At 43.7% G+C, this 23,347-nt stretch carries 17 protein-coding genes; 14 read left to right on the forward strand and 3 right to left on the reverse strand.

Annotation, left to right across the window (positions count from 1 at the left end; translation table 11 throughout):
* Positions 1-9: 9 nt before the first annotated feature.
* Both EZ437_RS20195 and EZ437_RS20200 read right to left on the reverse strand, forming a co-directional pair.
* Positions 10-711 carry a membrane or secreted protein gene (locus EZ437_RS20195; RefSeq protein WP_131597944.1) on the reverse strand — a complete coding sequence of 234 codons (702 nt, stop codon included), beginning with the start codon at positions 709-711 and terminating at the stop codon, positions 10-12.
* A gap of 47 nt (positions 712-758) precedes the next feature.
* Positions 759-1,661, reverse strand: coding sequence for an AraC family transcriptional regulator (locus EZ437_RS20200; RefSeq protein WP_131597945.1), 903 nt, complete (start codon positions 1,659-1,661; stop codon positions 759-761).
* Between the two features lie 264 nt (positions 1,662-1,925).
* On the opposite strand from EZ437_RS20200, the gene EZ437_RS20205 reads away from it, so the two are divergent.
* From EZ437_RS20205 to EZ437_RS20235, 7 genes are all read left to right on the forward strand, one after another.
* The gene (locus tag EZ437_RS20205; protein WP_131597946.1) at positions 1,926-5,156 is read left to right on the forward strand and encodes a SusC/RagA family TonB-linked outer membrane protein; all 3,231 of its coding nucleotides are present in this window, start codon (positions 1,926-1,928) and stop codon (positions 5,154-5,156) included.
* A 24-nt stretch (positions 5,157-5,180) separates the two neighbouring features.
* Entirely contained in the window at positions 5,181-7,100 is a 1,920-nt protein-coding gene (locus EZ437_RS20210) for a RagB/SusD family nutrient uptake outer membrane protein (RefSeq protein WP_131597947.1), read from the forward strand.
* 18 nt (positions 7,101-7,118) lie between these two features.
* On the forward strand, positions 7,119-8,345 hold the full coding sequence (locus EZ437_RS20215; RefSeq protein WP_131597948.1) for a DUF4959 domain-containing protein: 1,227 nt from the start codon (positions 7,119-7,121) through the stop codon (positions 8,343-8,345).
* Between the two features lie 40 nt (positions 8,346-8,385).
* Entirely contained in the window at positions 8,386-9,591 is a 1,206-nt protein-coding gene (locus EZ437_RS20220; RefSeq protein WP_131597949.1) for a DUF4998 domain-containing protein, read from the forward strand.
* Between the two features lie 166 nt (positions 9,592-9,757).
* Positions 9,758-12,046: a glycoside hydrolase family 95 protein gene (locus EZ437_RS20225; RefSeq protein WP_225869640.1), complete on the forward strand. Its 2,289-nt coding sequence runs from the start codon at positions 9,758-9,760 to the stop codon at positions 12,044-12,046.
* A gap of 159 nt (positions 12,047-12,205) precedes the next feature.
* Positions 12,206-12,421 carry a hypothetical protein gene (locus EZ437_RS20230; protein WP_131597951.1) on the forward strand — a complete coding sequence of 72 codons (216 nt, stop codon included), beginning with the start codon at positions 12,206-12,208 and terminating at the stop codon, positions 12,419-12,421.
* A 104-nt stretch (positions 12,422-12,525) separates the two neighbouring features.
* Positions 12,526-14,223: a S1C family serine protease gene (locus EZ437_RS20235; RefSeq protein WP_131597952.1), complete on the forward strand. Its 1,698-nt coding sequence runs from the start codon at positions 12,526-12,528 to the stop codon at positions 14,221-14,223.
* On the opposite strand, the gene EZ437_RS20240 is transcribed toward EZ437_RS20235, so the two are convergent.
* On the reverse strand, positions 14,207-15,103 hold the full coding sequence (locus EZ437_RS20240; RefSeq protein WP_131597953.1) for an SMP-30/gluconolactonase/LRE family protein: 897 nt from the start codon (positions 15,101-15,103) through the stop codon (positions 14,207-14,209). The two genes, EZ437_RS20235 and EZ437_RS20240, sit on opposite strands and share 17 nt — an antisense overlap.
* A 59-nt stretch (positions 15,104-15,162) precedes the next feature.
* Between EZ437_RS20240 and pxpB the strand changes: the two genes are divergently transcribed.
* From pxpB to EZ437_RS20275, 7 genes are all read left to right on the forward strand, one after another.
* Positions 15,163-15,870, forward strand: a complete 708-nt coding sequence (gene pxpB / locus EZ437_RS20245; RefSeq protein WP_131597954.1) for a 5-oxoprolinase subunit PxpB — start codon at positions 15,163-15,165, stop codon at positions 15,868-15,870.
* Positions 15,860-16,813: a 5-oxoprolinase subunit C family protein gene (locus EZ437_RS20250; RefSeq protein WP_131597955.1), complete on the forward strand. Its 954-nt coding sequence runs from the start codon at positions 15,860-15,862 to the stop codon at positions 16,811-16,813. Before pxpB ends, EZ437_RS20250 begins: the two co-directional genes overlap by 11 nt.
* Positions 16,806-17,561 (forward strand): 5-oxoprolinase subunit PxpA, encoded by a 756-nt coding sequence (locus EZ437_RS20255; protein ID WP_131597956.1) that lies wholly within the window; start codon positions 16,806-16,808, stop codon positions 17,559-17,561. Before EZ437_RS20250 ends, EZ437_RS20255 begins: the two co-directional genes overlap by 8 nt.
* Complete coding sequence (locus EZ437_RS20260) at positions 17,558-18,727, forward strand: NRAMP family divalent metal transporter (protein ID WP_131597957.1); 1,170 nt, start codon at positions 17,558-17,560, stop codon at positions 18,725-18,727. Before EZ437_RS20255 ends, EZ437_RS20260 begins: the two co-directional genes overlap by 4 nt.
* A 267-nt stretch (positions 18,728-18,994) precedes the next feature.
* The gene (locus tag EZ437_RS20265; RefSeq protein WP_131597958.1) at positions 18,995-19,558 is read left to right on the forward strand and encodes a hypothetical protein; all 564 of its coding nucleotides are present in this window, start codon (positions 18,995-18,997) and stop codon (positions 19,556-19,558) included.
* A 16-nt stretch (positions 19,559-19,574) separates the two neighbouring features.
* The gene (locus tag EZ437_RS20270; protein ID WP_131597959.1) at positions 19,575-21,743 is read left to right on the forward strand and encodes a cation:proton antiporter; all 2,169 of its coding nucleotides are present in this window, start codon (positions 19,575-19,577) and stop codon (positions 21,741-21,743) included.
* A 110-nt stretch (positions 21,744-21,853) separates the two neighbouring features.
* Positions 21,854-23,257: an alpha-L-fucosidase gene (locus tag EZ437_RS20275; protein WP_131597960.1), complete on the forward strand. Its 1,404-nt coding sequence runs from the start codon at positions 21,854-21,856 to the stop codon at positions 23,255-23,257.
* Positions 23,258-23,347 lie beyond the last annotated feature (90 nt).

Genomic DNA, 23,347 nt, shown 5'->3' on the forward strand with positions numbered 1-23,347 from the left:
CAGGTTTTGCTATTTTACTTTACTCCAAACCTCATAAATCTTAGCCCCTTTGCTGCTCAGTCCACTATGGTGCCATTTGCCCGCTTCAAGTTTACCGTCAAATGCAAGTGAAGCTCCTACACGGGTATTATCGCGACTAAAAAACTCGATATTTTCTGTATACTTTCCGTCTTTAAAAGTATACGACCCTCCTCCGGTACCAGAAAATTGCTTTTTCTCCGGATCAATTGCTACCCATTGGAATTTGGTGCCGGTCAGCATTTTATAGGTTTGTCTTGAACCGGTCTGGTGAATATCCGCTACTTTTCCGTCCTCGCCCATACGTCCGGTGATGCGCCATACACCTGCCAGTGGAGCATTTCCGTTGTCAACTCTTACAAAACTGGCATTTCCGTCGGATACAGTAACCGTTAATGATTGGTCATCTAAAGAAAATGGTATATTCATTACCTGGCCTACATCGTTTGAATCTGCACTATTGTACATTATTTTAGCACTGATGCTTTCTGCCTTAATTTCATATGAACCACCACGACTCATCCCAAACTGCTTTCCCTGCTGCGCAGTGTGAAAAAAGAATCCGTCCTGGAAAAATAGATGATGGCGGTTTTCACCATCCTCAAGTATCCATGCGCCTGTTACTGACTTGTTTTGAGCCTTCACTGCAAATGCCGAAAAGGTAATTAATAAGAATGCTATAAAAGTTTTCATAATGGTAGTTTTTGATAAACAGCTTATTTAAAGGTAGGTAAAATTTATCAATCTTCCTTTTTTCTTCTTTGGGTTCGGTACTGGTTGGGTGACGTCCGCATGTTCTTTTTAAAAAGCCTTGAAAAGTGAAACGGATCATCATAGCCCAGTTCAAGCGCAATATCTTTCACTTTAATTTCAGAGGTATACAACAATACACAAGCTTTTTGAAGCTTAAGGTGGATAAAATAATCAAGAGGGGACATGCCGGTAGCTTTTTTAAACAGGTTGGAAAAATGAGAGGTAGACAGGTCGTTTTTCATCGCGATATGCTCTACGGTCAGTTTTTCAGAAAGGTTATTTTGCAGGTATTGAATGGTATCCTTTATCATGGTTTTTTCATCCTCCACTTTCACATTGGTATGTTTGTCAGGAAAAAAGAAGGTGGCCAGAAAGTGGTAGAGGCATAAGTTTGTATTGATGAGGTTTTCTTTACTGTAGCCCATTTCGAGGTTCTTGTACATGGCTTCCCAAAGCTGTATGCCTTTTTCGTTAAATACGATCTGCCTCGCACCGTCAAATAGCTTGATGTTGAAGCCCTTATTAAAGGTGTCCATATCTTTTCCACTGAAGTGGACCCAATAAATAGTCCATGGATCATTCTCATCTGCACCATAGCTCATGGCTGCCTTAGTACTTGGCACGACGATGAATTCATTGGGGCCCACCTCAAACTCTTTACCGTCCAGCATAAACCAGCCCCTTCCTCTCACACAATAAATCAGGATATTGTCTGTACATCCGTTAAATCTTTCCCTGTAATGATACGCGGCTTTTGGAAAATATCCGATATAGGTGATATACAGCTGACTCATCAACTGATTGTCTTTAATAGCGCTTCTCCAGGCGGGTTCAGGTATACAAATATACTTCTCACCCTCAAACCCAAGGTTTCGTTTTATATCGCTCATAAATTTCAAATACTACTTATAAACCATGCAAAATTAACCCGCCAGTCGAATTAGATGAAAATACTATAACGATTTAGTTAAACAGTTAGGAACTGTGTTCTAATACGCTATTTCTAGTTCAATAATCAGCGGATAATTCATGATAATAAACGAATGTACTATTTTTCTCCGGCTGTTGAACCTATAGATTTGAGTTGTCAGTAAAATTTCGGCTCAATGGTCAAATGTGGCTGATAAAATAATAACCTAAATAACCAAATAAGTATGAACCAAATGTTACTAAAAATTTGCAAAAATCCATGCTGTTTATTGTTCATTCTGCTCCTGTGTAATTGCGATGCTTTTGGTCAGGGCCAAAGAAAGACGATAACTGGTAAAGTCACTGACACACTTGGCATGAGTATGCCTGGGGTAATCGTAGCCGATATCAACAGATCAACTGTTGGTACACAAACAGATAACAACGGCAGGTTTGTGCTGGATGTTGAACCCGGTACTACCTTAAGATTTTCCTATGTGGGATTCGTTGAAAAACGTGTCACGATCACCGCGTCCACCTCGGTAGTCAATATCGTCCTTGCCGAAAGCAATGTACAGGCAGAAGAAGTTGTTATTACTGCCTACGGAAGGAAAGAAGCACGCGAAGCACTCGTTGGTGCCGTAACGACAGTGAAACCCGGGAATCTAAAAATACCTGCCAGTAACCTGACAAATGCACTCGCTGGGCAGGTAGCGGGTATTATTGCCTATCAGCCAAGCGGTCAGCCGGGGCAGGACAACGCAAGCTTCTTCATCAGAGGTGTTACCACGTTTGGATATAAGCAAGACCCATTAATTCTGATCGACAACGTTGAGCTCACCTCATCAGACCTTGCCAGGCTGCAGGTGGATGATATTGAGAGTTTCTCGATCCTGAAAGATGCAAGTGCTACTGCACTATATGGCGCCAGAGGAGGGAATGGGGTTATTCTGGTAAAAACCAAAGAGGGTAAGGCCGGTAAAGCCCAGATAAACATGCGCATTGAAAACTCCATTTCGCAATCTGTGAAATCTCTGGAGTTTGCGGACCCGATTACCTATATGAACCTGTTTAATCAGGCGACTGTGACCCGCGACCCATTGGCCGACAGGCCTTTTACAGCCAACAAAATCCTGAACACGCAGGCCACCATTGATGGTGCACCGGGGAGTAACCCCTATGTTTATCCCGCGGTAGACTGGATGGATATGCTGTTTAAGAACCGTACCAGTACGCAGCGTGCCAACCTGAGTGTGCAAGGTGGAGGCGGAGTAGCCCGATACTACATTGGCGGTTCTTATACGAATGACAATGGTATTTTAAAAACAGATATCCGCAACAACAACAATAACAATGTAAAGTTTCAGAATTATCAGTTGCGCTCTAACGTAAACATCGATCTTTCAAAAAGTACGGAGCTTGTTCTTCGTTTGTCCGGTACCTTCAATGAGTACAATGGCCCGCTTACCAGCGATGGATCCTTCTCAACGGATATATACAATCTTGCTACGCATTCCAGTCCGGTATTGTTTCCGGCATTCTTCGAGCCAGATGCTGCAAATGCAAATGTAAACCATATCTTATTTGGAAATACACCAGGAAGCAGTGTGGGTTCGTTTACCGACATTAATCCATATGCTTATCTACTAAGGGGCCACCGGACATTTTCCGAATCCAGGATGCTGGCGCAGGTTGAGTTAAATCAAAAGCTGGATTTCGTAACAGAGGGACTTGGATTTCATGGCATATTCAGTACCAATCGCTATGGAAGCTTTGACTCGTCTATGCAGTACAGCCCATTTTACTATAGCATAGGTTCTTATGATAAAGTATCAGATGTATACACCCTCAACTGGTTAAACAACCAACCCGGACAAGCACAGGAATACCTCACTTACTATCCTGGCGAAGGGTCCTTAAATACCTTTATCTATTTTCAGGGTGTGATGGACTATTCCAAAACATTTGCCGAAAACCATAACTTGAGCGGCGCATTGATCGGAACACGTCAGCAGACGCTTTATTCAAACGCGAAAGATCCAGATACAGATCAGAGAACTTTGCAATATGCACTTCCATTCCGCAACCTCACACTTGCCGGCCGTGCCACTTATTCTTACAAGAGCAAATATTTTCTGGAGTTCAATTTTGGATACAATGGTTCTGAGCGTTTTTCAGATACACATAGGTTTGGTTTCTTTCCTACAGTGGGTGGTTCCTGGGTGCTTTCCTCAGAGAAATTCTGGGATGGCAATATCAGCAATGTCTTTAACAGGATGAAGCTGAGAGCAAGTTACGGTCTTGTTGGTAATGACGCGATCAGTAACAGACGTTTCTTCTACCTCTCCGACGTCAACCTAAATGGCGGCAATTCTGCAGTATTCGGTACCAACAACGGTTATCAGAGAAATGGCGTGAGCATCAGAAATTATCAAAATGACGATGTAACCTGGGAAAAATCAAGACAGACCAATTTAGGACTGGAATTTACCTTGCTAAAAGATTTCAATTTCATCGTTGACGTTTATAACAACGACAAATTTGATGTACTGCAAAACCGTAGTTCTGTTCCCACTACCATGGGTCTGGAAGCTGGCATTACGGCCAATATTGGCAAAGTCCGCTCAAGAGGGATTGACTTCTCTGTTGACGGCAAGAAGAATGTGGGATTAAATGGCTGGGTTTCTGCCAGAGGTAACCTTACCTACAGTGTCAATGAATATATGCAATATGAAGAGCCCGACTACAATGAGGCGTATAGAAAAATTACAGGCCAGCCGCTCAACAGGAATTACGGATATATTGCCGAACGTTTGTTTGTTGATGATAATGAGGCACTGAATTCACCTACACAGATTTTCAGCACAAATGGATTTGCACCTATGGGTGGAGACATCAAATACCGGGATTTGAACAATGACGGTAAAATAGATGGTGCAGACCAGACCTTCCTTGGCAATCCAAACATACCTCAAATCGTTTACGGATTCGGACTTTCATCAGGATACAAAGGATTTGATCTGTCGGCCTTCTTTCAGGGACAGGCGATGGTATCGTTTTTTATCGATCCGGCCCGGACCAGTCCATTCATCAAAAGCCCGGATACACAGTTTACTGGTAATACACAATTATTGATGGATTACGCGAACGATCATTGGTCAGAAGAAAATCAAAACATGTATGCCTTGTATCCGCGTCTTGGCGCAAACGGGGCACAGATTGAGAACAACAGACAGCAAAGTACCTGGTGGATGAGAGATGGAAGTTTCCTGAGGCTTAAATCTCTTGAAATAGGCTATACTCTGCCCAAGCCGCTTTTGCAGAACCTCAAGCTAAGAAATGCCAGGATATACTTTAACGGTCTGAACTTGATTACCTGGAGTCCTTTCAAGATGTGGGACCCGGAGCTGGGAGGCAGAGGATTTAACTATCCTATACAGAAAGTATTCAACGTAGGCCTAAATGTCAATTTATAGTACTAACCGATTATCACTTAAAATATGAAATCATATTACAAATATTTATACATGATCGTACTTGCAATGACGACTATGTCATGTAAAAAGTACCTCGATGTCACACCCGAAAATGTGGGTACAATCGATTATGCATTTAGGAACCGCAATGAAGCAGAGAACTATCTTTTTAGCTGTTATGCTACCTTGCAGCAATTTCAATATCCACAACAGAATGCCGGTTTTACCACCTCCGGTGAGGTTGTTTTCCCTAATAACCTGACAGACAACCAAAGCATAGAACCCACAGGATTCAACCTAATCAGGGGCACCCAAAGCGCTGCCAATCCGGGTCTGAACTTCTGGGACGGTGAAAATGGCGGACAGGCCATTTTCAGGGCACTGAGAAGGTGTAATACCATGTTGGAGAACATTGACAAACCGATAGACCTTACTCCCGGCGAGAAAGCCAGATGGATATCGGAAGTCAAGTTTTTGAAGGCCTATTACCATTTTTATCTTTTCAGGATGTATGGGCCTATTCCCATTACAGATGTAAATCTACCCATCAACAGTCAGCCACAGGATGTAAAAGTCAAACGTGATCCGGTTGATTCAGTGGTAAATTATATGGTTAGGCTACTGGATCAGGCAGCGCCCGATCTTCCACTTGCCATTCAAAATCAGACACAGGAGCTGGGCCGCATCACCAGGCCAATTGCGCTGGCGGTGAAAGCAGATATCCTGACCACTGCAGCTAGCCCATTGTTTAACGGCAACCCTGCTTATGCAAGTTTCGTAGACAAAGACGGGCAAAACTTATTCAGCGGCACCTATGATGCCACTAAATGGGACAGGGCGGCGGCTGCCTGTGTGGCGGCTATACAAATATGTGAAGCTAACGGTTATGCACTGCATACATTCAATCCCTCTGCGAGTATCCCGGCCAATCTTACAGATTCCCTAAAGACGGTATTAAATCTTCAAACGACAATTACGGATAAATGGGAAACAAATACCGAATTAATCTGGGCATTGAATCCGGTATTCGGGTTTGGCCGCCAGGAATACAACATGCCAAGGCTCACGCCTGATGCTGCTGCTAATTTAATCGCCCAGGGTACTTTTGCAGTCCCAATTGGTCAGCAGGAACTCTATTATACACACAATGGGGTGCCGATTACTGAAGACAAAACATGGGATTACACGGGTCGTTACGGAATTAAAACTGCACTTGAGAAAGACCGTTTTTACATCCACAATGGATATGAGACGGTGAAGGCACATTTCGACCGTGAACCAAGGTTCTATGCAAATGTGGCATTCGACGGCGGAGTATGGTATGGTAATGGGAAGCTTGATCCTGAAAATACCTTATACGTTCAGGCACGGGGCAGCGGATCATATGCAGGTCCGAAAGACAATATCAGGTTGAATGTCACCGGATACTGGGCCAAGAAGCTGGTTAATTACCTCACCATTTACGATAAGAGCATGACCTGGGAAAATTTTCATTACCCAATGATGCGTTTGTCTGGCTTATATCTTTTATATGCCGAGGTATTGAATGAGCAGGGCAAATCCTACGCGGAAGTAGTTCCCTATCTGGACAGGGTGAGGGCCCGTGCCGGATTACCGGGTGTAGTAGCGGCATGGACCAATTTCTCAAGAAATCCGGCAAAGTACACTTCTCAGGATGGTCTTCGTCAGATCATACATCAGGAAACGCGCATTGAACTTGCATTTGAAGGTCAGGCTGGATGGGCATTGCGCAGATGGAAAGAGCTGCAGGCAGTAATGAGCAGGCCATTGCAGGGCTGGAATATTTACGAAGAGGCACCGATCAATTATTACCGCCCGCGTACCTTAATTTCGCCGGTTTTCAACGAGCGAAATTATCTGTGGCCTATTAAAAATGACAATTTGATCATCAATGGAAACCTGGTGCAAAATCCAAACTGGTAGTAAAGGAGATTAGAAATTATGAAAAAGACGAACTATAAAATATTCATCATCTGCCTTGTATTTCTGGCTGCAGCGTTTTCAGCTTGCGAGAAGAACAATGGCTACAATACAGATCCAGTTTCCAAGGATACAGCCAAGCCGGAAACTGTCACTAACCTAAAGGTAGACAACTTCAACGGTGGGGCATATATCACCTATGACCTTCCTAACTCTGACAACATTCTCTATGTATTGGCTAAATACAATATAAGGGAAAACGTAGCCAGGGAGACTAAATCCTCCTATTATACGGATACGATAAAGGTTGAGGGATTTGCAGAAGCACAGGAATATGAAGTAACACTCTATACAGTGACTCGTGCAAATGTAGTCTCAGATCCTGTTACGGTAAAAGTAAATCCTAAAACACCAGTATATCAATTGGTGAGGCCGTCTATAGCAATCTCAGCAGATTTTGGCGGAGTGAACGTCAAAACATTCAACCCATTGAAAAAGGAAATAGGGGTCATATTGATAGCTTACGATGACGTAACCCGTGATATGGAAGTTCAGGACCAGCATTTTACTAGGTTAGATACAGTAGATTACTCGATAAGGGGTTATAAAACGGACGCACGTGACTTTGGGGTATATATTACTGACCAATGGGGCAATGTATCTGATACGCTTAACGTAAAGCTAAGCCCCCTTTATGAAGAACTTTTGGATAAGAGTAAGTTTAGCCCATTCACTTTAGCTAGTGATTCACCACCATACGATGGCAACTGGATTGTATCCAGATTGTGGGATGGCAACAATGGGGAGCCGGGATGGCATACTGGGTCCAGCGGTAAAGCGCCATTTGTTGCTACTTTTAACATAGGCAACACCTATAAATTAAGCCGCTTCATCATGTGGCAAAGGCCTGATAGCTGGGCTTACGGACATGGTAATCCGCGTGATTTCAGTCTTTGGGGATCAAATTCTGCTTCTCCAAGAGATGCTCAGCTTCCTGTTTCTGCGGCAGCCGGTACGGTAATCGGAGATTGGGTCAACCTGGGTAATTACAACTTTCCGCCACCTCCGTCAGGAATGCCCGTTCCGGGCAACTCTGCGGATAACGAGTTTGTCAAAGCAGGTGTCAACTTCAACGTTCCGTTCAATGCCCCATCGGTCAAGTTTCTGCGGCTCTCAGTAACAAGAACCTGGTCTGCCGGCTCATTTGCACACGTATTGGAAATGTCGTTTTATGGCAAACCGGAATAATTATCCATTGATCAAAAATTAAAAGATAAACTATAAACAGATGAAAAATTATCTATACACCGCCATTTGTCTTACATTGTTTTCCATAGTGTTTGGATGCAGTAAGCACGAAACGGACTTCAGGGATTTCCTTGGCGACAAAGAACTTACCTATACTGGTGCGGTAGGGGACGTGACTTCCCAGCCAGGCAACCTTCGCGTGCAGCTAAAATGGAAGTCGAGCACAGACCCAAGTATCACCAAATATGTCGTTTACTGGAACAATAAAATTGATTCCCAGGTAGTGAATGTGACCGAAAGGACTGATAGCGTAAAAACCATCATCAGTGGATTGCAGGAGTTTGTGTATACCTTTACCATTCACTCTTTTGATGCAAAAGGGAATACTTCTATTGCAAGGGAAGTAAACAATGTGAAAGTTTATGGGCCTATTTACAGCAGTACATTGCTAAACAGGGCTTATGATGCTGCTACTCCGTATGTAGTGAACAGCAATGGGAGTATTACCCTGAATTTTATCACGGCAGATACAATTCATGTAAAAACCATGATCAATTATACCAATGCCGCCGGTGCTGAAGCTACCGCCTCACTGCTCGGCACAGACGGTACGGTTGTCCTTCCAAGCTATAAGGCCGGTACCAAAGTGTTGTTTCAGTCTTTCTACAAGCCTGAACAGCAGTCTATTGATATATTTACTGTAAATAAATTTGATGAATATCCGAGTATCTTCCAGTTTATACAGTGTGATAAATCTTTGTTTAGGGAGGTTCGTCTGCCAAATGATGTAAATACCTACGAATCGGGAACCAGCATCAGTAAACTTTGGGATGGCAGTGTAGGTCCGCAGGGATACCCTAATATTTTCCATAGCGATGGCAATCACCTGGCGCACGTACTAACGTTTGACATGGGTAAAGTTTACAATAACCTAGCGCAAATGGAAGAAGTTGGCAGAGATTGCTGCAATAACCCAAGCAGATTTGAGGTCTGGGGTATTGCTGATATTACCAATGCAGCTACCACACTAAGGGCCGATGCTTCAGGTTGGAAAGCAGAAGCGATAGCCAAGGGCTGGACGCTGCTTAGAGAGGTCAACAGGAGTGATAATGGGGTAAATGCCATTAAAGTGGATCTGATCAGCAATCCTCCTCCGGTAAGATATATTCGTATCCGTGTATTGAATACCACTACCGGATCTGCTTACAGTAATATGAGCGAATTAACTTTTTGGAATAAACAATAAGGTCAATTAATCCATTATTTAACAAAGATTGTCCATTTTTAGGGTCAGATATCTGTGATAATTTTATTTTCAACCAATTAACTAATTAAACAACCCATTCTTTCGCATGCATACAGGTGTTTTTTCAAGAAGCTTTTCGTTTATAATGCTGTTATCTCTGTTTTACATGCCTGCTATTGCGCAGCAAAAACCATTAAAGCTCTGGTATGCCGAACCTGCAAAACTATGGGAGGAAACCTTGCCGCTTGGCAATGGCAGGCTGGGGATGACGCCAAATAGCGGATTAGCAAAGGAAAAAATTGTTTTAAATGACATCACATTGTGGTCTGGATCGCCACAGGACGCAAATAATTATGAGGCAAATAAAAGCCTTGCAGCAATCAGGCAACTGATTCTGGAAGGGAAGAACGACGAGGCTCAGGATTTGGTAAACCGCGACTTTGTATGCAAAGGCCCGGGTTCGGGCGGTGCGCAATGGGGAAAATTTCAGACCCTGGGTGCCCTTGAACTCGACTTTGATCATAACGGTGTACAGGGCGAGCCCGCCATACCTAAAGATTATCGTAGAACGCTTTCGCTGGATAACGCATTGGCCACTTGTACATATACGTTGAATAACGTTAAATATAAGCGGGAATATTTTACCAGTTTTGATGATGATGTAAATATCATCAGGATCACCTCGGATAAACCCGGTATGATCAATTGCCGGATCACAATCAACCGCGCGGAGCGTTTTGAAGTCAGCACGGAAGGGCAGGAGCTGCAGATGTCAGGGCAGCTTGACAATGGTACCGATGGTAAAGGCATGCAGTACCTGGCAAGGGTCAAGGCAAAACTAAGCGGTGGCAAACTCAGTGCCGATCAAAATTCACTGGTGGTTAAGGACGCTACTGAACTAATCATTTACGTTTCTGCGGGTACAGATTTTAAAGGTTTCGCATTTAAGGAAAAGACACAGGAAATTCTTGCAGCCGCAATCAAGAAGCCTTATGCTACGCAAAAGGCCAGGCATATTGCCAATTTTAGTAAATTGTTTAAAAGATTAAGCCTGGATCTTGGCGCTGGTCAGGCAGAAGAGCTGCCAACAAATTTCCGACTGAGTGCTTTTTATAAACAGTCAGACCTCGATCCGGGGATGGCAGCCCTCTTTTTTCAGTTCGGAAGATACCTGAGTATCAGCAGCACGAGGGTAGGGCTTTTACCTCCAAATTTGCAGGGACTTTGGGCCAAGGAAATCAATACTCCCTGGAATGGCGACTACCACCTGGATGTAAACGTGCAGATGAACCACTGGCCGGTAGAGGTTTCGAATCTTTCTGAGTTGAACTTACCCCTGGCTAACCTCGTAAAAGGTCTGGTAAAGCCTGGAGAGAAAACCGCTAAGGCTTATTACAATGCCGAAGGCTGGATTGCGCATGTCATTACCAATGTATGGGGGTTCACCGAGCCCGGAGAGAGCGCATCATGGGGAGCTGCAAATGCAGGTTCAGGATGGCTGTGCAACAATCTTTGGGAGCATTATGCCTTTAGCATGGACCTGAAATACCTCAGGGATATCTATCCGGTATTAAAAGGTTCGGCGCAATTCTACAAAAGCGCTCAGATAAAAGATCCCAAAACAGGCTGGATGGTTACTTCTCCTTCCGTATCACCTGAAAACACTTTTTACCTGCCTAACGGCAAGACGGCCAGTATCTCTATGGGGCCTACCATTGACAACCAGATCGTAAGGGAGCTTTTCAATAATGTGATTACTGCTTCTAAAGTTTTAAACATCGATGCAGCTTTCAGAAAAGAGCTGGAAGAGCGCTTAAAGACAGTACCTCCGGCAGGGGTAATCAGCAAGGACGGCCGTATTCAGGAGTGGATAGAAGATTATAAGGAAACTGACCTTCAGCACCGTCATATATCGCATTTGTATGGCTTATTTCCTGCCGCCCTGATCACACCTACTTCCACTCCCGAACTCGCAGAAGCTGCCAGGAAATCGCTGGAAGTAAGGGGAGATGATGGCCCGAGCTGGACCATAGCCTATAAATTACTCTTCTGGGCAAGGCTTCAGGATGGCAACCGGGCATTTAAGCTTTTCAAGGAGATCCTTAAGCCAACCCTCAGACTGGATATTAATTACGGTGCAGGAGGGGGAGTGTACCCCAACATGCTGTCTGCCGGCCCGCCTTTCCAGATAGACGGAAACTTTGGTGCCGCAGCTGGTCTGGCTGAAATGCTGCTGCAAAGCCACGATGGTTTTATTGACCTGCTTCCCGCTATTCCTGATGCCTGGAAGGCCTATGGAAATGTAAAAGGAATGAAAGCAAGGGGAAATTTTACAGTCGACATGAGCTGGAGAGATGGTAAAATAACCGCTTACAGGATCAGTTCACCCCTAGCGAAAAAAGTGAAAATCAAATTTAACGGACAGATTAAAGAGATCACTTCTGTAAAAGGATAATACTTTCACCGACGATTATTAACAACTCACCTAGGTTTTGTCCGGTCTGGCCGGACAAAACTATTCATGAAAAGTAAAATATCACATCTTTACATTAATTATTGTAACATGGAGGCGCAAAACTGCGTCTTTCTACACAACACATACATTATAAGAAAGATGGACACAATTGTATTTAAAACTTCAGTACAAAACACCTACGATCTGGGTGCTATCAAGCCTGTTATGGATCTTATTTTTGGAAAGAACTGGTCTGTCAATTTTGAAGGGATGGACAGGATTTTAAAGGTGGTGAGTTCCATTCCCTGTGCAGCATTGGTAAAAGATATCTTCAGGGATAAAGGTTTTCAGTGCGACGAACTCCAATACGCTTAGTTATCCCGACATTTCTTATGCTGGTTTTAAGATAATAATTCTATTTTTGCCACAGCCAATGCATTAATCAGCATACAGGCATACTAACATATTATCGCTCCAACATGAAAAAAATCTTATTATTGATTTTACTACAGTCAATTTGCGCATCTTATGGCTTCAGCCAGCAACTTGATATTCAAAAAATACAATCCCTTACACAAAATGCGATAAAAAAAGCCTATCCTGCCAGTGTCAGAATGTGGGCTTTCGATACAGTTAAAAGGCAACAGGCAGGCCCGCAGTTTAGCGGAGTAGTGGTCACACCAGAAGGGCATATACTGACCGCCGCTCATGTAAACACACCTGGACAAAGCTATCTGGTAACATTCCCTGACGGAAAAACCGGTATAGCCAAAGGCCTTGGAAAGATTGAATTTGCCAAAACACCAAACATGCCTGACGTGGCTATGATGAAGATCATCACAGTGGGCACCTGGCCCTATGCTGAGATGGGCTGGTCCTCGGCCATTAAGATAAATGAACCTGTGATCAGCATTTCTTATCCGGAAAGCCTCAACCAGCCATTGCCCCTGGTCAGGTTTGGAAGTATTACCAATGTAAAGAACGAATATGGCTTTCTGCAGTCGACCTGTATGATGGAACCCGGTGATTCAGGTGGGCCGATATTCGATTACCTGGGCCGTGTCATTGGTTTGCATAGTGCAATAAATGTGGATGTAGATTATGAAATACCCGTAGATTTCTACCGTAAATATTGGAAGGCGCTAAATGTGCCGAGGACATACGCGGAGTTACCTGAACAGGAAGATGCAGTTGGGAATGATCCGGAAATAATCCTCAGTATTCCTGCATTGGCCAACCTGAATTCGAATTTTATAAAGACGGCAAAGCAGTTTAGTGATCATGTGGTTTCGATCAATAGCATGGTGGACGGAAAACAGCAACAGGTAATGGGTACCTTAGTTAAAACTGAAAAAGGAACCTGCATCATTAGTAAGAGCTCATTAATCGGAGTTGATCCTGTGGTCAGAGTAGCTAATGGTAAAGATCTAACAGCTAAGGTGATTAGCAGAGACAGGAATACAGACCTGGTTTTACTCCAAGCTGGTTCAAAGTTAAAGGGTGGTGTAAGTCTCAACGCTCTCAATGCTCTTAACGCTCTCGACGCTTCGGTTAAAGATACGATAGCAGTAAAGCAGCTTGGGATGTTTCTGATTTCAGTCCAGCCAGGTGCCGGAGATAGTCAGGTAAGTGTGATGGGAAGTACCGTGTTTTCGTTGAATAAAATAGCGGGAATGGCCTATCTGGGAGCTGCAGTGGCTTACACAGCGCCTGTGGCTATCACCGTGGTACAGCCGGGTAGTCCGGCAGGCAATGCTGGTTTGCAAATTGGCGATCAACTGGTTAGCATAAATGATACAGCCATCAATAAACCGGAAGACTATGGAAATCAATTGATGAAATACTGGGCGGGGGACACCATTCAATTCGATATCCTCCGTGAAGGCAGCAGGCTAAGCAAGCAGATTATCCTTGCTTCCAGACCAGAAAGACCGGTTACACATCCTGTAGATATGTTTGTGGGGGGTAAAAGCAGCAGGAGGGACGGCTTTGATGCTGTTTTTGCCCATGGTGCGAAGATCAGGCCTGAGCAATGTGGCGGGCCAGTATTTGATACTGCGGGTCATTTTTATGGAATAAATATTGCCAGGTTTGGCCGGGCCAGCACAATCGCCATTCCGGCCAAAACCATTTTAGCATTTATAAAAACAGGTCTTAATTCTACTCAACTCCCTTAGCATTCACCGGAATGCTATATACCGAATTGTGTGCGGTAATGAATAAAATATCATTGTTCTTTCCATAGAAACATACATTGCTGGCACCTTTTGGTACTTTAATCGCTCCAATGGCATTACCTGAAGCGTCAAAGATATACACACCACCGTTGCCGGTCAGGTAGACATTACCTTTATCATCCAGCGTCATGCCGTCAGAGCCACGGTTGATCAGTAATTGTTTCTCACCCAATACCCCATTTTTTATGATAGGATACTTATATGTCTTGCCTGATGCAATATCCGAAACAAAGAGAAACTTACCATCCGGACTGCCTACTATTCCATTTGGTTGTTTAAGGCCATTTGCGATCATCAGGGCAGTTTTTGTGCCTTTTGCCAGATAGTACACATCTTCCGTAGGAATATCTTTGCTTTTTCTGGTCCAATACGGGCGCTGATAGTAAGGGTCTGTAAAATAGATACCTCCTTTGGCATCCATCCACACATCATTGGGGCCATTAAGTTGCTTTCCTCCGAAATTATTCAGCAGCACCTTAACTTTTCCTTTTTTGTTCACCGACCATAGTTCTCCTTTTTCATCCGCACAGGTGATCAGATTGCCTTTTTTATCAAAGAAAGTCCCGTTTGAACGGCCAGTTTTATCTAAGAAAACAGACAATTTACCGTCCAGATCGTACTTCCAGATTTTATCATTCGGCTGGTCAGTAAAGAAAACATTACCGGCTTTGTCCTTTGAGCAGCCTTCGGTAAAGCTATAATCTGAGCCCACCAGTTTTAACTGGTCTTGTACAAATAAGGTGCTTTCCTGTGCCTGAGCAGCAACAGTAGTTAGTAAAAAAGCAAATAAGTAATTTAAGCGGGTAAGTCGTGATAACATGTCTAAATATTTGGTTTCATTAAATAATTAAGTCTAAAAATACACATATATTTGGTTATATGACAATTGAAGCAAATTCTAATGACTTTCGGTGCTACCCACTTGGAGATTCGGCTATAGTCATACAATTTGCTGATGAGATCAGTATTCCCATCAATCAAAAGATCAGGGCCATTGGCGAATTTCTGGATGAATATACCTTTGAGGGCTTTGTGGAGTATGTTCCTGCATTTAGCAGCATTACCATCTACTATCAACCAAGCCTGATATCTTTTCAGGAACTGGAAACCATGGTACAGGAAATGATGGAGGATTTGCCGGAAGCAACCACAGGCAGCCAGTCGGCGGCCATAGAAATACCTGTTGTATATGGAGGGGAATGGGGCCCTGATCTTGAGTTTGTTGCGCAGCACAATAAGCTCAGCATAGAAGAAATAATACATATACATAGCAGTACAGAATACCTGGTGTACATGATTGGTTTTGCACCTGGTTTTCCATATCTGGGCGGCATGGACAGCAGGATTGCTACGCCCAGAAAAGAAACGCCAACATCCAGCATCTCTGCGGGGTCGGTTGGCATAGCAGGTATGCAGACGGGTGTATACCCAATAGAAACACCCGGGGGATGGCAGATCATTGGCAGGACTACCATAGACCTGTTTGACAAGGAAAGTGATACGCCTGTACTGCTGAAAGCAGGCGACCGCATTCGTTTTGTACCTGTAGAAGCTGATATTTTAATGGAAGAGATATATGGGATTTAAGGTGGTCAAAGCCGGTATGCTAAGTACCATTCAGGACCTGGGCAGGTACGGTTATCAGAAATCCGGGATCATTGTAAGTGGGGCGATGGATAAGCTGGCACTCAGGATAGGCAACCTGCTTTTGGGAAATGAAGAAGACGAGGCGGGCTTGGAAATTACCCTGATTGGGCCGGTCTTACTGTTTGAGGAAGCACACCTAATCATCCTTACAGGTGCGGATTTGTCGCCTTCCATAGATGGTGCGCCTTTGACCATGTGGCGTCCAGTCCACATTCCAAAAGGTTCATTACTCACATTCGGTAAACCAGCAAGCGGCTGTCGCGCCTATTTGTCGGTAGCCGGAGGCTTTAAGATAAAACCAGTCCTGGGCAGTTGCGCTACCTATCTGCAGGCAGGCATAGGTGGATGGGAAGGGAGGGCATTAAAGCCCGGCGACCGGATTCCCTTCAAGCAGGCCTATAAAGCTAACGGTAAATTTAACTGGACACCCGATCTAAAATTATACCCCAGGCTGGATAAGCAGACAATTGGTGTAATAGCCGGTCCAGAGTTCAGCTTATTTACCAAAGATAGCATAGCTGCATTTTTCAGTCAGGAATTTAGCATCAGCAAGGACAATAACAGGATGGGATACCGACTGGACGGCGCTGGTATCCACCAGACTAAAACTGAAGAAATGCTATCTTCAGCGGTGACATTCGGAACCATACAAGTTCCGCAGCAAGGGAAACCAATTATCCTGATGGCCGATAGCCAGACCACAGGCGGCTATCCAAGGATTGCTCAGGTGATAACGGCCGCCCTAAGTATCCTTGCGCAAAAGCAAACCGGCAGTCTGATAAAATTTGAATTAATTACCTTAGCTGAAGCACAAAAGCAACTGCAGCAGCAGGAAAAGCAGATACAGCAACTAAAACATACCATTAGCTTAAAATATGGCTGATTTTTATACGGACTTAAATTGTGATATGGGAGAGTCCTTTGGTGCTTATACCATGGGAAATGACGAAGCCATTATGCCCTTCATCTCTTCAGTAAATATAGCCTGTGGCTTTCATGCAGGCGATCCTGCTACTATGCAAATGACGGTAAAGGCCGCTATCAGACATGGCCTGAAGATAGGTGCCCATCCAGGTTTTCCTGATCTGCAAGGCTTTGGAAGAAGAGAAATGAAACTTAGTGCTACCGAGGTTTACAATATAACACTCTATCAGATAGGTGCTTTGTCTGCTTTTGTTAAAGCGGAAGGCAGTGCCCTGCATCATGTAAAACCGCATGGCGCCCTGTACAATATGGCTGCTGTAAACCCTGAACTAGCCGATGCCATAGCGGAAGCGGTATATGCTGCCAATCCTTCACTAATACTTTACGGACTATCCGGCAGTGAACTCATCAAATCCGCAGAACGAAGAGGGTTGAACGTGAAAAACGAAGTATTCGCAGACAGGACTTACAAGCAGGATGGTACTTTGACACCAAGGAGCCAGGCGGGCGCATTGATTAATGACAGTAAAACCGCCATCAATCAGGTGATGAGAATGGTAAAGGAAGGTATAGTGACCTCTTCTGAGGGACTCGATATAGCCATCCGGGCAGATACCATCTGCCTTCATGGAGATGGCGGTCATGCACTGGAATTAGCCAGAGAGATTAGCCATCGTTTTAAACAGGAGGGGATCATTGTAAGATGAAAAACAGAAGCGTACTTCTGGGCGCCGCCTTTTTGATGGCAACCTCGGCGATAGGTCCGGGCTTCCTTACCCAGACCACGGTTTTTACCCAATCGCTGGGTGCCAGCTTTGGCTTTGTGATACTTACTTCCATCATTATTGACATAGGCGTACAGCTAAATATCTGGCGCGTTATTGCTGTCTCTGAAAAACGTGCGCAGGACATTGGCAATTTACTTTTGCCAGGTCTTGGCAGTTTCATCTCCATACTGATCGTGTTGGGCGGACTGGCCTTCAATATAGGAAATATAGCAGGGGCGGGCCTTGGGCTGCAGGCTTTGCTGGGCATTCCTGTAGCCACAGGTGCGGTTATTTCAGCAGCAATGGCCATTGCGATTTTTGTGGTGAAAGAAGCAGGTAAAGCGATGGATAAATTTGCACAGCTAATGGGTTTTTTAATGATCATGGCCATCGTTTATATTGCTGTCAGTTCTGCACCTCCTGTTGGAGAAGCAGTATTGAGGACTATTGTGCCAGCCAAAATAGACCTCATGACCATTCTTACCCTGGTGGGCGGAACGGTGGGCGGCTACATCACTTTCTCCGGCGGACATCGCTTGCTGGACGCAGGCATTAAAGGAAAAGAATCACTTAAAGAAGTGAACAGGAGTGCTGTTATGGGTATTTCCATAGCATCTTTGGTGCGTGTCTTTTTATTTCTCGCCTCCCTTGGGGTGGTAGCAAAGGGATTGTCTATTGATGCTGGAAACCCTACCGGATCGGTATTCCAGCTCGCTGCTGGAAACATCGGTTACAAACTCTTCGGACTGGTAATGTTTTCTGCCGCCATTACTTCCGTAATTGGGTCCGCTTATACCTCTGTTTCATTTATTAAATCTTTTAGTCCGGCTATTCAGAAAAACGAAAATAAGCTAATTATTGGCTTCATAATAATCTCAGCCATGATATTTATTGCAGTAGGAAAGCCAGTAAGCCTGCTGATCATGGCGGGAGCAGCCAATGGTCTGATTTTGCCGGTCACACTCGCAACCATTCTTTTCGCAGCTCATAAGAAAAAGATTATCGGGGATTACCAACATCCAATATGGCTTACGCTATTCGGAATCCTGGTAGTTTGTGTCATGACCTATATGAGCGGATCAGTGCTGATAAATACTTTTTTTTGATATGGAATCCGTGTAGCTCCGCTTGATCACCGTTGTATGTGAGTCCGGTCTGAGGGCCGAGTCACACGGAGTGACAGTTTATTTAATTGGGATTCACATCGAACAGTGATACAACCCATCTAATATCCGTGTGGTTGGAGAGTTTTGAGGGTATGATTATTTAATCAAATATAGCGCTAAATGACAATTGAATCAAGTCAAGCCTTGATTTTAAAGTCAATTTTTGTAAGTTAGCAAAATCAGCTATCAACCCAAATTTTGATACTTATGAAGTCGAATCTGATCATCCTATTTATTTTCATTGTTTTTTTGCAAAGCTGCGGACTTAACGAGCGGGAGAAAAATCTGCAAATACTGCAAAAGGAAATCGCCCAGAAAGAGCAGGGCTTACTGGCCTGGGAACAGCGGTTGAAACTGAAAGAAGAGGCACTGGAACATGCAAGGCAGTCGCTGGACAGCGCAAAGATGCAAGCCGATTCTGCATCGGTATACGACCCTGCTATTGTGGGTAAATGGATTGTTAAGATGAGCTGTATAGAAACTACCTGCGACGGGTCTGCATTGGGAGATACCAAGACAGAGCAATGGGATATCAGCTACAATCAAAAGTCCATCGTTGTAAAAGCATATTCGGGTCCTGTACTCATTCGGGTGTATGTAGGCAATTATAGAGACAATCAACTAAAAGTTTTGGATGAGCGGCCAAACGTAGATGTGTCTTTTAAGGCGGCCCTTAATTTTATTAATGAGAAAAGGATGGACGGAACCAGAGAGATCCTACAGGCAAACTGTAAAATTGTATATGCGCTAACTGCAGAAAAGTCGAAATAATACTAAACAAAGCTTTATGATTTTATTATCCGCCCTGGACTTTTCTTTACCGTTACGCAATCCGGTGATCATCTTTTCGCTGGTATTGTTTATCATTTTGTTTTCCCCGATCATCTTTAAGAAAATAAAAGTACCTCATATTATCGGGTTAATTGTGTCGGGTGTAATAGTGGGACCGTATTGTTTAAACCTGCTGAGACGGGACAGCAGCATCGTATTGTTTGGGACTGTTGGCCTGCTGTACATCATGTTTCTGGCTGGTCTGGAAATTGACCTGGCCGAGTTTAAGAAGAACCGGAAGCGGATACTGGTTTTTGGCTTGTTAACCTTTATATTTCCGCTGACGTTCGGTACACTTGCCAGTTATTACCTGCTGGGTTACGGGTTTTTATCCTCTTTATTGCTGGCCAGTATGTTTTCTACCCATACGCTTGTTTCTTATCCCATAGCCAGTAAATACGGGGTCATCAGAAACAGGGCAGTGAGCATGACGGTAGGCGGGACAATGATCACTGATATCCTCGCACTATTAATCCTGGCGGGGATTGCGGGAATGACAAAAGAAGATGTTTCTGCTACTTTCTGGTTGCAGCTGGGAGGTTCTACAATCGTTTTTGTCGCCATCGTATTTGCTCTATTTCCTTTGATCATCAGGTGGTTTTTCAAACATTTTGAGGACAGCATCTCGCAATATATTTTTGTACTGGCAATGGTTTTTCTTGCCTCATTTCTGGCAGAGGCTGCTGGTGTGGAAGCCATTATCGGTGCGTTCTTTTCTGGCCTGGTACTCAATAAATTTGTGCCACATACATCTCCATTGATGAATAGAATAGATTTTGTAGGCAACGCGATATTCATTCCTTTTTTCCTGATCAGCGTAGGTATGCTGGTGGATGTAACGGTATTGGTAAAAGGTTGGGGGGCGCTGAAAGTAGCCGGGATTATTCTTTTTGTGGCATTGGCTACCAAGTACCTGGCAGCCTGGCTGACTCAGCGGATCTTTAAACTGAGCCCTACGGAAGGAAAAATGATCTTTGGGCTGAGTTCTTCCCATGCAGCGGCTACGCTGGCCATTATTTTGGTAGGTTATAACATTATCACAGGAGAAACAGCATCGGGTGAACCGATCAGGTTATTGAATGAAGATGTGCTGAATGGTACGATTTTGCTGATACTGGTAAGTTGCGGGGTAAGTTCTTTTGTGGTAGAGGGGGTATCTAAGAAGCTGGCTTTTGATCAGGAACAGGAGGATACGAATGACGAAGCCGAACAGCCTGATGAAAGGATACTGGTGTCGCTTGCCTATCCGGATATGATCACGCAGCTGGTTGATTTTGGTGTTATCTTGAAGCCCAGGAAGACGCATACTTCGATTTATGGACTGAATGTGATCGATGATGAAAGCACAAAAGGCAATCATGCAGGTGCCTCCCGGAAAATTCTTGAGAAGGCTGTCTCACATGCGGCAGCATCAGAAAATACCATTATTCCCATCACAAGGTATGATTCGAGTATCAGTAACGGAATTGTTTATACGATCAAAGAGCACGGAATCAGTGATATTGTAATCGGACTTCATAAACAGGCTGATCAGCACACTTTTCTTGGTACCAAAGCTGAAAATATTATCAGAAGGGTACATGAGACCATTTATATTTACAAACCGACACAGCCTTTTAATACCTTTAAACGGATTGTTGTTGTCATGCTGCCAAAGGCAGAGACAGAGCCTGGATTTTTGCATTGGCTAAGGAAAGTCATGGTCATGGCAAAGGAAGCAGGGATCTCTATTAATTTTTACGGTACAGCTGTCACCAATCAGCTTATCGGGAAGGTGATGGAGAGAAGCTCGTATGTGGTTAAGGTACAGTTTAATGAATTTGATAACTGGGATGACTTCCTGATCTTTAGCAAGGAGCTGAAGCTGAACGATCTTTTTATTATTGTTTCTTCACGTAAAGGGCATAATTCGTATATTCCTCAGTTAAAAAAACTTCCTTATTATCTATCAAGTTATTTTCACAAACAAAGTTTGATCATTCTCTATCCCAAGCAATTGGAGTCAGGTATAAATATGGGTGATATAGAGCAGGCAGACAGTAACCTGATAGAAACCATTTCAGATCAGCTGGATGCTATAGGAAAAGCAGGTAAGTATGTTAAAGGCCTGTTTAAAGGTAAATAGCATATAGCAGGATAGTTCATTAAAATAGAAGAATAAACTATGGTGTCAGCTATAAATTTGGTCTAGTTTTGATTAGCTTAAACAGCTTCATTAACTTTCAGAACAACCAAATGAAACAAAGACCCAGTATTTTAATAGGCCTTACCTTACTTTCAATATGCTTTGCTGTAAACCCTTATAGTAGTTACGCACAAAAAAAAACCCTTTCTGAACTTCAACAGGGATTTGTAGACCTACGCTTTGGTATGTTTATCCACTACAATATCCCGACCTATCAGAATGAAGACTGGGCAGATCCTGAAGCATCAGCAGCTATATTTGACCCTAAAAAACTGAACTGTGACCAATGGGCAAAGGCTGCAAAGTCTGCAAACATGACCTATGGTTGCCTTACCACCAAACACCATAGTGGATTTGCCATCTGGAATACAAAGACGACCGATTACAGTGTGATGAGCAGTCCGCTAAAAAGGGATGTTGTAAAGGAATTTACAGATGCTTTCAGGGCCGATGGCCTTAAAGTGATGCTTTACTATTCTATCCTGGACACGCACCATAAACTGCGTCCGAACAGTATTACCCCAGCGCATATCAAAATGGTAAAGGCACAGTTGACAGAGTTGCTGACAAATTATGGGGAGATCGGAGCGATTATCATTGATGGCTGGGACGCGCCCTGGTCCAGGATCTCTTATGATGAAATACCTTTTGAAGAGATCTACACTTTAATAAAATCGATACAGCCAAATTGCCTGGTAATGGACCTGAATGCGGCAAAATATCCTGCCGAGGCACTTTTTTATACGGATATCAAATCTTATGAGCAAAATGCAGGTCAGCACATTTCCAAGGAGAGCAACAGGCTTCCGGCAATGTCCTGCCTTCCGCTGAATAATTCATGGTTCTGGAAGAGCTCTTTTCCGAATGAGCCGGTGCGGAAACCATCTTCTATGGTGAACGACAACATTATACCGCTCAATGAGGCTTTATGTAATTTTATGCTCAATGTAGCACCTAATAGGGATGGACTACTGGACGACAATGCACTTGCTGCCTTGAAAGAAATAGGGGATACCTGGTCTAATAAAGGTCCTGTCGCTAAATTGCCGGTTTATGATGCGCCTATTATTTCAACCAATCTGGTTAAAAAAAGACCGTCCAATTCGAGTTGGGGTTATGATTCTAATATCATGGACTTTGCCAACGATGATAATTTTGGCTCATCGTGGGTATCCAACCCCATTGTAAAACAGCCCTGGCTGGAGGTTTCTCTGGATAAAGAAATGCATTTTAACACAATTGTGGTTACAGAAAACAAGCCCAACATAAAAAAATACCGCCTGGAATACTATCAGAAAGGAGTATGGAAGCCGATTCTTTCTGGAGAAAACAGCAGCAGGGTAAAAGTTCACCGTTTTCCATCGGTGCAGGGAAGTAAAGTAAGGATCACCATTGATGGGTCTGATAAAATAGCAAGCCTGGCTGAATTCGGGGTTTACCAGGAAAAAAGGTAAATTTAATGCTATAAAAGGCATGGTTAGCTGTTTGTTAATGTTTTTTTAATGGTTAACCTGTTTTTTGTGCTTAATTTTAAATTCACACAA

The sequence above is a fragment of the Pedobacter psychroterrae genome (assembly GCF_004331695.1).
In the GTDB taxonomy this organism is placed as follows: Bacteria; Bacteroidota; Bacteroidia; order Sphingobacteriales; family Sphingobacteriaceae; genus Pedobacter; species Pedobacter psychroterrae.

Coding starts and splice junctions, on each gene's coding strand:
- EZ437_RS20230 (WP_131597951.1), top strand. CDS start 12,206: ATGGACACAATTGTATTTAAAACTTCAGTACAAAACACCTACGATCTG.
- EZ437_RS20210 (WP_131597947.1), top strand. CDS start 5,181: ATGAAATCATATTACAAATATTTATACATGATCGTACTTGCAATGACG.
- EZ437_RS20195 (WP_131597944.1), bottom strand. CDS start 711: ATGAAAACTTTTATAGCATTCTTATTAATTACCTTTTCGGCATTTGCA.
- EZ437_RS20275 (WP_131597960.1), top strand. CDS start 21,854: ATGAAACAAAGACCCAGTATTTTAATAGGCCTTACCTTACTTTCAATA.
- EZ437_RS20225 (WP_225869640.1), top strand. CDS start 9,758: ATGCCTGCTATTGCGCAGCAAAAACCATTAAAGCTCTGGTATGCCGAA.
- EZ437_RS20270 (WP_131597959.1), top strand. CDS start 19,575: ATGATTTTATTATCCGCCCTGGACTTTTCTTTACCGTTACGCAATCCG.
- EZ437_RS20250 (WP_131597955.1), top strand. CDS start 15,860: ATGGGATTTAAGGTGGTCAAAGCCGGTATGCTAAGTACCATTCAGGAC.
- EZ437_RS20200 (WP_131597945.1), bottom strand. CDS start 1,661: ATGAGCGATATAAAACGAAACCTTGGGTTTGAGGGTGAGAAGTATATT.
- EZ437_RS20205 (WP_131597946.1), top strand. CDS start 1,926: ATGAACCAAATGTTACTAAAAATTTGCAAAAATCCATGCTGTTTATTG.
- EZ437_RS20240 (WP_131597953.1), bottom strand. CDS start 15,103: ATGTTATCACGACTTACCCGCTTAAATTACTTATTTGCTTTTTTACTA.
- EZ437_RS20215 (WP_131597948.1), top strand. CDS start 7,119: ATGAAAAAGACGAACTATAAAATATTCATCATCTGCCTTGTATTTCTG.
- pxpB (WP_131597954.1), top strand. CDS start 15,163: ATGACAATTGAAGCAAATTCTAATGACTTTCGGTGCTACCCACTTGGA.
- EZ437_RS20220 (WP_131597949.1), top strand. CDS start 8,386: ATGAAAAATTATCTATACACCGCCATTTGTCTTACATTGTTTTCCATA.
- EZ437_RS20265 (WP_131597958.1), top strand. CDS start 18,995: ATGAAGTCGAATCTGATCATCCTATTTATTTTCATTGTTTTTTTGCAA.
- EZ437_RS20255 (WP_131597956.1), top strand. CDS start 16,806: ATGGCTGATTTTTATACGGACTTAAATTGTGATATGGGAGAGTCCTTT.
- EZ437_RS20235 (WP_131597952.1), top strand. CDS start 12,526: ATGAAAAAAATCTTATTATTGATTTTACTACAGTCAATTTGCGCATCT.
- EZ437_RS20260 (WP_131597957.1), top strand. CDS start 17,558: ATGAAAAACAGAAGCGTACTTCTGGGCGCCGCCTTTTTGATGGCAACC.